The sequence below is a fragment of the Pseudomonas sp. TE4620 genome (assembly GCF_056279045.1).
In genome coordinates this window covers 1,930,824-1,943,201 of sequence record NZ_JBWBQO010000001.1, presented here as the reverse complement: position 1 = coordinate 1,943,201, position 12,378 = coordinate 1,930,824, and the positions used below count along the sequence as shown (strand labels likewise).

The 12,378-nt window shown below is 64.4% G+C and carries 7 protein-coding genes and 3 pseudogenes; 4 read left to right on the top strand and 6 right to left on the bottom strand.

The features are described from left to right. The first annotated feature begins 2 nt into the window (after positions 1–2). Positions 3–3,314, top strand: a pseudogene (locus ACZ9A3_RS09220) (transporter substrate-binding domain-containing protein). Here the strand turns inward: ACZ9A3_RS09220 and ACZ9A3_RS09215 are convergent. The 3 genes and pseudogenes from ACZ9A3_RS09215 to gntR form a co-directional block, all read right to left on the bottom strand. Further along, positions 3,289–3,720: pseudogene (locus ACZ9A3_RS09215) on the bottom strand (methyl-accepting chemotaxis protein); the annotation flags it as partial. The pseudogenes ACZ9A3_RS09220 and ACZ9A3_RS09215 sit on opposite strands and share 26 nt — an antisense overlap. 105 nt (positions 3,721–3,825) lie before the next feature. After that, a pseudogene (locus ACZ9A3_RS09210) lies at positions 3,826–4,503 on the bottom strand (PAS domain-containing protein); the annotation flags it as partial. A 212-nt stretch (positions 4,504–4,715) separates the two neighbouring features. Beyond that, positions 4,716–5,735, bottom strand: a complete 1,020-nt coding sequence (gene gntR, locus ACZ9A3_RS09205) for an HTH-type transcriptional regulator GntR (RefSeq protein ID WP_258597605.1) — start codon at positions 5,733–5,735, stop codon at positions 4,716–4,718. A 206-nt stretch (positions 5,736–5,941) separates the two neighbouring features. On the opposite strand from gntR, the gene ACZ9A3_RS09200 reads away from it, so the two are divergent. Beyond that, entirely contained in the window at positions 5,942–6,481 is a 540-nt protein-coding gene (locus tag ACZ9A3_RS09200) for a gluconokinase (protein ID WP_093383393.1), read from the top strand. 99 nt (positions 6,482–6,580) lie between these two features. Then, a complete protein-coding gene (locus tag ACZ9A3_RS09195; protein WP_045198708.1) occupies positions 6,581–7,933 on the top strand; it encodes a GntP family permease in 1,353 nt (450 codons plus the stop codon). Between the two features lie 62 nt (positions 7,934–7,995). On the opposite strand, the gene yiaY is transcribed toward ACZ9A3_RS09195, so the two are convergent. The 3 genes from yiaY to ACZ9A3_RS09180 all read right to left on the bottom strand — a co-directional run bounded on the left by yiaY (position 7,996) and on the right by ACZ9A3_RS09180 (position 11,386). Next, a complete protein-coding gene (gene yiaY / locus ACZ9A3_RS09190; protein WP_213601455.1) occupies positions 7,996–9,144 on the bottom strand; it encodes an L-threonine dehydrogenase in 1,149 nt (382 codons plus the stop codon). A gap of 71 nt (positions 9,145–9,215) precedes the next feature. Continuing rightward, positions 9,216–10,778 (bottom strand): threonine ammonia-lyase, biosynthetic, encoded by a 1,563-nt coding sequence (gene ilvA, locus ACZ9A3_RS09185; protein ID WP_052676528.1) that lies wholly within the window; start codon positions 10,776–10,778, stop codon positions 9,216–9,218. Positions 10,779–10,957: 179 nt separating this feature from the next. Next, positions 10,958–11,386 carry a PACE efflux transporter gene (locus ACZ9A3_RS09180; RefSeq protein WP_045198705.1) on the bottom strand — a complete coding sequence of 143 codons (429 nt, stop codon included), beginning with the start codon at positions 11,384–11,386 and terminating at the stop codon, positions 10,958–10,960. A 98-nt stretch (positions 11,387–11,484) separates the two neighbouring features. Between ACZ9A3_RS09180 and ACZ9A3_RS09175 the strand changes: the two genes are divergently transcribed. Continuing rightward, positions 11,485–12,369: a LysR substrate-binding domain-containing protein gene (locus ACZ9A3_RS09175; RefSeq protein WP_176794263.1), complete on the top strand. Its 885-nt coding sequence runs from the start codon at positions 11,485–11,487 to the stop codon at positions 12,367–12,369. Positions 12,370–12,378 lie beyond the last annotated feature (9 nt).

The following is a 12,378-nucleotide window of genomic DNA, read 5'->3' as shown; positions in this document are numbered from 1 at the left end:
TCATGAACATCCGCCCTGCTCTGCTGGCCCTGGTGCTGGGCTGCCTGCCGCTGTTGCTGCTCGACAGCAGCCTGGCCGATGAGCCCGGCGAGCCACGTACATTACTGGCGCGTTCGGTGGTCGGCGGCGAAGGCGTGGCCCTGTCAGCAGATGACCGGCGCTGGCTGAAGGAAAAAGCCGTGCTGCGCCTGGGAACCTCGCGCCCGGACTACCCGCCTTTTGATATCAACGTCAGCCAGAACGAATACGAAGGCCTGACCGCCGACTACGCCGGGCTGATCAGCGAGCTGCTGGGCATCCGGGTAGAGGTTCGCCGCTACAACAGCCGTCAACAGGCAATCACTGCCCTGCACACCGGGGCCATCGACCTGCTCGGCAGTTCCAATGGCTTTGAAGCCGCCGATGCGCAACTGGTGCTCAGCCAACCCTATGCCGACGACCTGCCGGTGATCGTCACGCCCCAGGGCAAAACCCGCGCCGTCGATGACGAGCTGGACGGGCTGCGCCTGGCCATGGTCGATCACTACCTGCCGGATGAAGAAGTCCAGCACCTGTTTCCCAAAGCCCACCTGCAGCTGTACTCCTCGACCATGGCCGGCTTGTCGGCAGTGTCGCTGTGACAGGCCGACGCCTTTGTTGGCGATGCCATCAGCAGTGACTACCTGATCGGCAAGAGCTTTCAGGAAAGTGTGCAGATCTCGCACTTCGTCAGGCACGAGCGCGAAACCTTCCCCTTCGCCCTGGCTCGTGGCAACGACCGATTGCTGCGCTTGCTCAACCAGTCACTGGCGGTCACCAGCGAAACCGAGCGGCTGAACATCCTGCGCCGCTGGAGCAGCGGCAGTACCAGCATGCTGCTGGATCGCGATGTGCTGGTATTGACCGCCGAGGAGCGCCGCTGGATCGCACAGCACCCGATTGTGCGAGTGCTGGTCAACAAGTACTTTGCACCCTTGAACTTCTACGATGACCAGCAGCAGGTCCGTGGCATTACCGCCGATGTGCTGGAGCAGATCAGCCTGCGCACGGGGCTGAAATTCGAGTTCGTCGAAGCCGATGCCGGCGCCGCCGCGATCACGTTGTTGCAACAGGGCAAAGCCGACCTGGCCGGGACCCTGGTCTATAGCCCCGACCGCGCCAGGCAGGTCAACTTCACCCGGCCCTACCTGGTCGATCCCTGGGTGCTGGTCAGCCGGGTTGACAGCGACGACGGGCAAACGCCGGAGCAGTTGCAGGGTAAACGCCTGGCGGTGATCCGCGATTCACCCTTGAAGCCCCAACTACGGGAACGCTACCCGTCGCTGACGCTGATCGAGGTCGATAACCCGCTCGCATTGATGGAGGCGCTGGCGCAAAAGCGCGTCGATCTGGTGCTGAGCTCGCGTATCAACGCCGCCTACTTCATCAGCCGGCTGTTCAAGGATCGCCTGCGCATCGCCTCACTGTACGGCGATCAACCGATTACCTCCTCGTTTGCCACGGCTTTGCCGGCCACCGAACTCCACGCCATCATCGACAAAGCCCTGCTCAGCATCCCGCCCGACGAACTGGCGAAGCTGACCAACCGCTGGCGCACCAACGCCTTGATCAGCGACAGCCCCTGGTACAACTACCGCTCGCTGATCGTACAGATCCTCATCGTCGCCAGCCTGCTGATCGCCTGCGTGGTGTTCTGGAACCGCTACCTGCGCAGCCTTATCCGCCAGCGCAGCGAAGCCCAGCAGGCATTGCAGCATGAGCTGGGCTTCAGCAAACGCCTGCTCGAAGAGCTGCGCCTGGCCAAGGACCAGGCCGACGATGCCAGCCGCGCCAAAAGCACCTTTCTGGCGACCATGAGCCATGAAATCCGCACGCCGATGAACGCGGTGATCGGCCTGCTCGAGCTTGCGGTCAAGGACGCCGAACAGGGCCGCGCCGACCGTGCGTCGCTGCAGGTCGCCTTCGACTCGGCCAACGGCCTGCTGGCGCTGATCGGCGACATTCTCGACATCGCCCGCATCGAGTCCGGGCACATGCAACTGAACGCCGAAGCGACCGACCTGACTGCCCTGGTCGCCGCCACCGTGCGCGTGTTCGAGGGCAATGCGCGGCTCAAGGGCCTGGCCTTGGTCACCGACCTGCAGACCCTCGACGAAGGCCTCATGGTCGACCCGCTGCGGCTCAAGCAAGTGCTGTCGAACCTGCTGGGCAATGCCCTGAAGTTCACCGAGCAGGGCCAGGTGCAAGTCACCCTGCGCTACGGCCCGGCGCAACCCGGGCAACTGCGTCGGGTGCTGCTGAGCGTGCAAGACAGCGGCATCGGCATCAGCGCTGCAGACCAGGCGCACTTGTTCCACAACTTCGCCCAGGTGGGCGAGCAACCCGCGCGCCAGGGCACCGGCCTGGGCCTGGTGATCAGCCGCACCCTGTGCGAGCTGATGGGCGGCCGCCTGAGCCTGAGCAGCAGCCCGGGCCGCGGCACCCGCGTCGATATCGAATTGCAACTGGCGCTGGCGACGGTGGTGCACGCCCCGGTGGCGCCGATCGAGCAAGCGCCAGCCACGCAGGCCTTGAACATCCTGGTGGTGGACGACTACCCGGCCAACCTGATGCTGCTTGAGCGCCAGTTGAGCGTGCTCGGCCATCAGGTCAGCCAGGCCGGCGATGGCCAGGCGGCGCTGGGGTTGTGGCTGCAGGGGCAGTTCGAGGTAGTCATCACTGATTGCCATATGCCCGGCATGGACGGCCATCAACTGGCACGGCGTCTGCGCAATGAGGAGCAGCAACAGCAACGCCAGCCCTGCCTGATCCTCGGCCTGACCGCCAACGCCCAGGCCGAAGAGCGCGAGCGTTGCCTGGCCAGCGGCATGAACGATTGCCTGTTCAAGCCGATCGGTCTCAATGAACTGCGCCGTCACCTGACCGGCATCGACAGCCCGGCTGCGCCGGTAGTGGCAAGCGATAACCTTGAAGCACATGCCAGCGGCTTCGAGGTCGACAACCTCAGGTACCTGACCCTGGGCGACCCGCAACTGGTCGAACGCCTGCTACGGGAACTGGCCCAGAGCAACGGCGACGACCTCAAGGCCCTGCGCGCCCTCGGCCCGACGCCCACCCGCGATGCCTTGCGCAGCCTGGCTCACCGGATCAAGGGCGGCGCCAAGATGCTCAAGGCGCGGGGCGTGGTGCAGCGCTGCGAAGCGCTTGAGCAAGCCTGTGTCGGCGACGCCGGTATCGAGCACCTGCAGGCCCTGGCCAGGGCCCTGGAACTGAGCCTGCAGACCCTCGAGACCGAGCTCAATCAGCGCGTCAGTGCAACTGCAAGGTCGAGTTGATCTGGCTGATCGCATCGACCACATGCTGCGAGCCCTGCTGAATTTCCAGAATCACCTCACCGGCTTCGTTGGCCAGCTCCACGCCAAGGCCCGTGCGGCTCAGGCTCGACTGCATGCTGGCCACGGCAGTCAACGACAGGTCGTGGTTCTGGCGCACCACTTCGACGATCTCCAGGGTCGCCTTGCTGGTGCGCGCCGCCAGGTTACGCACCTCATCGGCGACCACCGCAAAACCGCGTCCGTGCTCGCCAGCGCGCGCCGCTTCAATGGCCGCGTTGAGGGCCAGCAGGTTGGTCTGGTCGGCGATGCTGCGGATGGTCTGGACGATCTGCCCGATCAGTTCCGACTGTTTGCTCACGGCATCGATACTGCGCGCGGCGGCGTTGAGGTCCTGGGAGATTTCCTCGATCACCTGCACGGTTTGCTGCACCACCTGCGAGCCTTTGCGCGCGCAGGCGTCGTTCTGCACCGAAGTGGCATGGGCCGACTCGGCGGCGGTCTGCTGGGTGCTGACCTGGCGGGTGATGTCGCTGGCGAACTTGACCACCTTGTACAGGCGCCCGCGGGTGTCGAAGATCGGGTTGTAGGAGGCTTCGAGGTAAACCATCTGCCCGAGCTTGTTGACCCGCTCGAATCGGTGGGAATGGTACTCGCCACGGTTGAGCGAGGCCCAGAAGGCTTTGTAGGCCGCCGACTCGCTTTCGCTTTTGTGGCAGAACAGGCTGTGGTGCTTGCCCACCACCTCGTCGAGGCGGTAGTGCATGGTATTGAGGAAGTTCTGGTTGGCGTCGATGACCTTGCCATCCGGGGTGAACTCGATCATTGCCATCGAGCGGCTGATGGCGTTGATCAGGCTCTCGGTCTCGTGCTCGTGCTGCACCCGCTGAGTGATATCGGAAGCGACCTTGATGACGCTGGTGACCTGCTGCTGGGCGCCAAGCACCGGCATGTAGCTGGCTTCGAGCCAGACTTCGCGGCCGCGCTTGTCGATCCGGGCGAAGGTGCCGCTGCGCGGCTCGCCACGGTTCAGGTCACGCCACAGCTGGCGGTATTCCTCGCTTTTGCCGAAGGCTTCGTCGCAGAACAGGCGGTGATGCTTGCCACGGATCTCTTCGACGCCGTAGCCCATGGTCTTGCAGAAGTTTTCGTTGGCGTCGAGGATGATCCCGTCGGGGCTGAACTCGATCATCGCCATCGAGCGGCTGACCGCCGCCAACTTGGCAGTCATCTGGCCCAGGGCCTGGGTGCAACGCTCGATTTCAGCCAGATCGGACTTACGATGCAAATCAAACATTTTGTAACACTCCATGCTCGGGATTTGCTGAGCATAGATGGCGATTGGCACCGTGCAAGCACTAGATGGCGATGACATCACCTTGCAGCGCCCGCCGACTGGCGGTTTCAGCTGCTTTCGCGAACCATCAGTTCGAAGCCCAGATCCTGGCACTGCAACTGACTGCGCTTGCCATCAAGCAGGCCCAACAGCGCCTGCGCGGCGCAACGGCCAATGGCCGCGCGCGGGGTGCGGATCGAGGTCAGGCGCGGAACCATGTGCGCCGAAGCCGGCAGGTCGTTGAAACCGACCATGGCCACCTGCTGCGGCACCTTGATGCCCTGGCGCAAGGCTTCAAGAATCGCCCCCTGGGCCAGGTCGTCGTTACAGAAGAAAATGCCATCGACATCGGCATGGCGCTGCAGCAGCTGGGCAAACAGCTCGCCGCCCAGGCCGATCGATGAAGGTTGTGGTGCCAGCAGCTCTCGGCCGTGGGCATCCAGGCCGGCTTCGGCCAGGGCCAGGCGAAAGCCTTCGGCGCGCTGCATCACCCGTGGGTCAAGTTGCGCGGCAATAAAGCCCGGGCGCTTGCAACCGCGCTCGAGCAGATGGCGCGCCGCCGCCCTTCCCGCTTCCTGTTGGGAAAACCCTACCGACATGGCCTGGCCTTCGCCGCCCAGCTCCATCATGTGTACGCACGGCACGCCGCTGGCGGCGAGCATCTGCTTGGCGGCGTCGCTGCGGTCAAAACCGGTGAGCAGGATGCCGCGCGGCTGATAAGCCAGGTAGTTGCGGATCAGGTTTTCTTCTTCGGCGATATCGTAGTGATAGTTGCCGATCAGCACTTCAAGGCCACGGGGACGCATGACCTCGTGAATGGCTTCGAGGGTGTCGATGAACAGGTGGTTGGACAGCGACGGGATCAACACCACGATCGACTGGCTCTGCTTGGAGGCCAGTGCCCGCGCAGCCGGGTTGGCCACATAGCCGAGGCTGGCGGCGGCGACCTGGACCTTTTCCACGAGCTCAGGGGCAACCGTGCTGACCCCGCGCAGTGCCCGCGAAGCGGTGATCGGGGAAACCCCGGAAAGCCTGGCAACTTCCGCCAGGGTGGGACGACCGGTAGTACGAGAGCCAATGCGGGTCATGAGGGGTTTTATTTTCGACTTGCAAAGAATGGGGAACGGGCACTAAGGTAGCGCTGTCTCAGACCACAGGCAATGCAAAACTGCATGAGGCCAGGAATGAGCATCCAGACTGCTTTTACAAAATCAATAACATCTGGGTGGGAAGCGCCCGAGACGTTAGCCGTCTCGCTTCAAGATAGCGCTATCTTGCCCTGCAGGAGGTACCGATGAACCCACCCCTCTCCGCGATTGTGGTCATGGGCGTCGCTGGCTGTGGCAAGAGCTACGTCGGTGCCGCCATTGCAGGCCTGAGCGGCGGTCGCCTGATCGAAGGCGACGACTTCCACCCCGCTGCCAATATCCAGAAAATGAGTGCCGGCATCCCCCTGGACGACGACGACCGTGCCGGTTGGTTGATTCGCCTGGGCGAGGAACTGCAAGCGTGCCTGAAGGCTGGCGAGCGTCCGATCCTCACCTGCTCGGCGCTGAAGAAGCGCTACCGCGATGCCCTGCGCCATGCCGTGCCGGACCTGGGCTTCGTGTTTCTCGATCTCACCCCCGCTGAAGCCAGCCGCCGCGTGCTCGCCCGCCCCGGCCACTTCATGCCCGCCAGCCTGATCGACAGCCAGTTCGCCGCCCTCGAACGGCCCAACAGCGAGCCGCTGACCCTGGCGCTGGACGCCACCCTGGCGGTGGACAAGCTGGCCATCGAGGTAGACCAGTGGCTAAAGCCCTGCGGTGAACCGCTGCTGGCGCGAACGGCCTGACCCTGGCTGTTTTTTCGGCTCACCCAAGATAGCGCTGTCTCGACCCGTAAACGCTGTAATAGTTCCGCCCACAACAATGACAATACGAGGCACTGAACCATGTTTGGTTTGGCAACTGATACCTACCTGCTGCTCGATGCGGTGGTCACCATCATCGGCCTGGTGCTGCTGATCACCCACTTCAAGGTCCACCCTTTTGTCGCCCTGACCCTGGCGGCCGGTTTTCTCGGCCTGACCTCGGGGATGCCGGTGGCCAAGGTGATGAAATCATTCCAGGACGGCTTCGGTGGCGTGCTGGGTTTTGTCGGCATCGTCCTGGCCCTGGGCACCATGCTCGGCAAGCTGATGGCCGACTCCGGCGGCGCCGACCAGATCGCCCAGACACTGATCCGCGCCTTCGGTAAACAGAAGGTGCACTGGGCGATGATGTTCGCCGCTTTCCTGGTGGGCATTCCGCTGTTCTTCGAGATCGGCTTCGTGCTGTTGATCCCGCTGGTGTTCATCGTCGCCCGGCGCTCCGGGGTGTCGTTGATCAAGATCGGCATTCCGCTGCTGGCCGGCTTGTCGGTGGTCCACGGCCTGGTGCCGCCGCACCCGGGGCCGCTGCTGGCGATCGGCATCTTCAATGCCGACATCGGCAAAACCATTTTCTACGGGCTGATCGTCGCCCTGCCCACGGCGATCATTGCCGGTCCCCTGTACGGCAACTTCATCTCCAAATACATCCCGGGCAACCCCAACAAGGAGCTGATGGAGCAGATCGCCCGCGAGTCCGACCAGCAGAACCTGCCCAGCTTCAGCATCACCCTGATCACCGTGCTGCTGCCGGTGTTCCTGATGCTGCTGAAAACCTTCGCCGACGTGGTGCTACCGGCCGAGCACATCGTGCGCCAATGGATGGACCTGATCGGCCACCCGATCAGCGCCCTGCTTGCCGCCTTGCTGCTGGCGTTCTACACCTTTGGCGCGGCGCGCGGGTTCTCCCGCCAGCAGATCATGAAGCTGCTTGACCAGAGCCTGGCGCCGACGGCGGCGATCATCCTGATCGTCGGTGCCGGCGGTGGCTTCAAGCAGATGCTGGTCGATACCGGGGTGGGTAATGTGATCGGGCAGATGGCCGTGCAGGCACAGATTTCGCCGATCATGCTGGCCTGGCTGGTGGCGGCGGTGATTCGTATCGCCACCGGTTCCGCGACGGTGGCGACCATTACCGGCGCGGGCATCGTTGCGCCAGTGATCGGCATGATGCCGGGGGTCAACCGTGAACTGCTGGTACTGGCGACCGGCGCCGGCTCGTTGATTTTGTCGCACGTCAACGATGCCGGCTTCTGGCTGGTGAAACAGTACTTCAACATGACCGTGGCCGAGACCTTCAAGACCTGGAGCATGATGGAGACCATCCTCTCGGTGGTCGGCATCATCTTTATCATGCTGCTGTCGTTGGTGGTTTGAGGGCCTCATCGCGGGGCAAGCCCGCTCCTGCACTGTAGGAGCGGGCTTGCCCCGCGAGGCTGTTAAAAGGCTGCTTTAAAGATCGCCTCGATCTCCGTCTGACTGGCCACCCGCGGGTTGGTCAGACCGCAGGCATCCTTCAGGGCATTGGCCGCCAGGGTCGGAATATCGGCCTCCTTGGCCCCCAGCACCGCCAGCCCCGGCGCAATATCAATGGCCCGCGACAGCTGCTCGATCGCCGCCAGGGCGGCATCGCTGCCCTGCTCGGCACTCATGGCGCTGACATCCACGCCCATGGCCTTGGCCACATCGCGCAGGCGCGCGGCGCTGACGCTGGCGTTGAAGCGCTGCACATGGGGCAGCAGCACCGCGTTGCACACGCCATGGGGCAAGTCATAAAAACCGCCGAGCTGGTGGGCCATGGCATGCACGTAACCCAGCGAGGCGTTGTTGAACGCCATGCCGGCGAGGAACTGGGCGTAGGCCATGTTTTCCCGGGCCTTGAGGTCGCTGCCGTCGGCCACGGCCTGGCGCAGGTTGTCGCTGATCAGCTCGATGGCCTTGATCGCGCAGGCGTCGGTGATCGGCGTGGCGGCAGTGGAAACGTAGGCCTCGATGGCGTGGGTCAGGGCATCCATGCCGGTGGCCGCGGTCAAGCCCTTGGGCATGCCGACCATCAGCGCCGGGTCGTTGACCGACAGCAGCGGCGTGACGTTGCGGTCGACAATGGCCATTTTCACGTGGCGCGCTTCGTCGGTGATGATGCAGAAGCGGGTCATCTCACTGGCGGTGCCGGCGGTGGTGTTGATGGCAATCAGCGGCAGTTGCGGCTTGGCCGACTGGTCCACCCCTTCGTAATCACGGATATGCCCGCCGTTGGTGGCGCACAGGGCAATGCCCTTGGCGCAGTCATGGGGCGAACCGCCGCCCAGGGAAATCACGCAGTCGCAACGCTCGCGCTGCAACAGCGCCAGGCCCTGCTCGACGTTGGCAATGCTCGGGTTGGGCTTGGCGCCATCGAAGATCGCCGAGTCGATGTCGCGCATCGCCAGCATTTCGGCAATGCGCTCGGCGATCCCGGCCTTGGCCAGGCCCGCGTCGGTGACGATCAGGGCCTTGCGCAGGCCGTATCCGGCAATGGCAGCCATCGCCTCTTCGAGGCAATCGATGCCCATGATGTTGACGGCGGGGATGAAAAACGTGCTGCTCATGGCGAAATCCTCATGCAATGTTCCTTTGCCATGAGGATCCGCCTGTCTGCCCTGCCCCGTGTTGATCTGAGTCAGCCGAGGAACAGCCGGTAGGCCGGGTTGTCGCTTTCGTCCCAGTAGCGGTAGCCCATGGCGTCCAGCGCTGCGGGCAGGCCGGCCTGTTCGTCCTGCGGCACTTCCAGGGCGGCAAACACCCGCGCTTCGGCGGCGCCGTGGTTGCGGTAGTGGAACAGGCTGATGTTCCAGCGCTTGCCCAGGCGCTCGAGAAAGCCCAGCAAGGCCCCCGGACGCTCGGGGAATTCAAAGCGCAGCACGCGCTCGTCCGCCCCAGGCCCGGCATGCCCGCCCACGGTGTGGCGCACGTGGGCCTTGGCCAGTTCGTTGTCGGTCAGGTCGAGCACGCTGTAACCCTGATCGCGCAGGCTGGCCAGCAACTGGTCGCGCGGGTCGGTCTGCGGATGGGTCTGCACGCCAACGAACAGTCGCGCCTCCTTGCCGGGGTAGTAGCGGTAGTTGAACTCGGTGATCTGGCGCTTGCCCAGGGCCTGGCAAAAGGCGCGGAAACTGCCCGGCTGCTCGGGGATGGTCACGGCGATGATCGCTTCGCGCTGCTCGCCCAGTTCGGCGCGCTCGGCAACATGGCGCAGGCGGTCGAAATTGACGTTGGCACCGGAGTCGATCGCCACCAGGGTCTGACCCTGGGCGCCTTCGCGGGCCACGTACTTCTTGATCCCGGCCACAGCCAGGGCGCCGGAAGGTTCGGTGATCGAGCGGGTGTCGTCGTAGATGTCCTTGATCGCCGCGCACAGCTCGTCGCTGCTGACGGTGATGACCTCATCGACATAGTGGCGGCACAACTCGAAGCAATGGGCGCCGATCTGCGCCACCGCCACGCCTTCGGCAAAGCTGCCGACCTGGGCCAGCACCACCCGCTCGCCGGCGGCCATGGCCGCTTGCAGGCAGTTCGAGTCCTGCGGCTCGACGCCGATCACCTTGACCTCGGGGCGCAGGTACTTGACGTAGGCGGCGATGCCGGCGATCAGGCCGCCGCCACCGACCGGAACGAAGATCGCATCCAGCGCGCCGGGTTGCTGACGGAGGATCTCCATGGCCACCGTGCCTTGACCGGCGATCACGTCGGGGTCGTCGAACGGCGGCACGAAGGTCGCGCCTTCGCTGTCAGCCAGTTTCAGTGCATGGGCCAGGGCGTGGGGGAAGCTTTCGCCGTGCAGCACCACCTGGCCGCCGCGCGAACGCACGCCTTCGACCTTGAGCTCCGGGGTGGTGGTCGGCATCACGATAGTGGCGCGCATGCCCAGTTCGCGGGCGGCCAAGGCCACGCCCTGGGCGTGGTTGCCGGCGGACGCGGTGATCACCCCGCGCTGGCGCTGGGCCGGGCTCAGGCGGCTGAGACGGGTGTAGGCGCCGCGGATCTTGAAGGAAAAGGTCGGCTGCAGGTCTTCGCGCTTGAGCAACACCTGGTTGCCAAGGCTGCGCGACAGCGCCGGCGCCGCTTGCAGGGGCGTTTCGATCGCCAGGTCGTACACCGGCGCCGCAAGAATGCGCCGCACGTAGTCAGACAGCAGGTTCAGCGGCGCGGCAGGTGTGCGGGGGCTAACGGCAAGGCTGGTCATCGGTGACTCCTGGTTTTTTTAAAGTGCCCAGGAGAGAGAGAAAGAACCCGCCTCCAGGGCGGGTTCGGTGCAAGTGCCAGCTAGCCCGCCAAAACGATAATGGCGGTAATAATGCTGCGCTGAGGCGACTGCAGGAATGTGTTCATGCCAGCGAAACTAGCGCAGCCGCCCAGGCAAAGTCAAGCAGGCTCGCGGGCAGAATCGGGCACATCGAACACCCGGTCGAAGGCCCACTGGAACACGAAGGCATAGACAAAGAAGAATGCGAACAGCGCAAGGTTGGTCAGCAGCGCCTGCCACAGGCTGATCTGCAGCCAGCCGGCGACCACCGGCAAGAGGATCAGCACCAGCCCGCCTTCAAAGCCCAGGGCGTGGAGAAACCGCCGCCACAGGGTGCGCTGGCGCTGGGCCTGGCGGGCTTCCCAATGCTCGAACGCCCAGTTGTAGAACATGTTCCAGGCCAGGGCCACCGCCGACAGAATCAGCGACAGCACCGTGGAGTGGGCCATGCCGGCATCGAAGGCCCAGGACAGCGCCGGCGCCACGCACAGCACGGCGATGGTTTCGTAGAGAATGGCCTGGACGACCTTGCGCGACTTGCCTTGCATATCTGCCTCCCTGAACGTCAATGAAGCCCCACCCTAGCGGCGTTGAGGCGATGCTTCAATTGAGCTAAATTGAGCCTCCCTCAATTGGCTTGAGCACCGTGTTCGGCAAACTGCCCCTGACTGCCCTGCGCACCTTCGAATCGGCGGCCCGCCTGGGCGGCTTCAAGGCTGCCAGCGACGAACTGGCAGTCACGCCTGCGGCGGTTTCGCACCAGATCAAACGCCTGGAATCGCAGCTGGGCCTGCTGCTGTTCGAGCGCAGCCGCCAGGGTGTCAGGCTCAGCGACGCCGGCGAGCGCCTGTACCTGCAGGTGCACCAGGGCCTGGCCAACCTGCAGCAAAGTCTTGACGACCTGCAACCGCCCTGTGATCGCCAGCAACTGACCCTGACCACCACCGCGGCCTTCGCCAGTGCATGGCTGATCCCGCGGCTGGGCGATTTCCATCGCCGCCATGCCGACATCCAGGTGCGGGTGCTGACCGGCAACGAGGTGGTCGACCTGCAGCGCGAGCACCGTTTCGACCTGGCCTTGCGTGCCGAATTCAATCCTGATCCGGCGTTGCAGCGGTTGCCATTGCTGGCCGAGCATTTCGCGGTATACACCCCGCCCGGTTGGCAGCCGCCGCCTGCCAATCTGCCGCTGTCGATGCTTGAAGTGCCGTGGGCTTCGGTCAGTGGCGTGGTCATCGACTGGGCCCGCTGGTGCGCCCTGGCCGGGTGTGAAGACTGGCTGCAACGGGCGCGTTTTCATCACTATGACGATGAGCACCATGCCCTGCAGGCGGCCGCTGCCGGCTATGGGCTGGTGCTGGCCAGCAACGTGCTGGTGGCCGACAGTGTGCGCCAGGGTGTGCTGCAGCCGTGGCACCCTGAGGTGCGCTTGCCGGCCGCGCAGTACAGCGCCGTGTGGTTGCCGGGGCGCGAGCGCGAACCTGCGCTGCGGGCGTTTCTCGACTGGCTGGCACTCTCCCTGGGGCCTTGAGCAATCGCT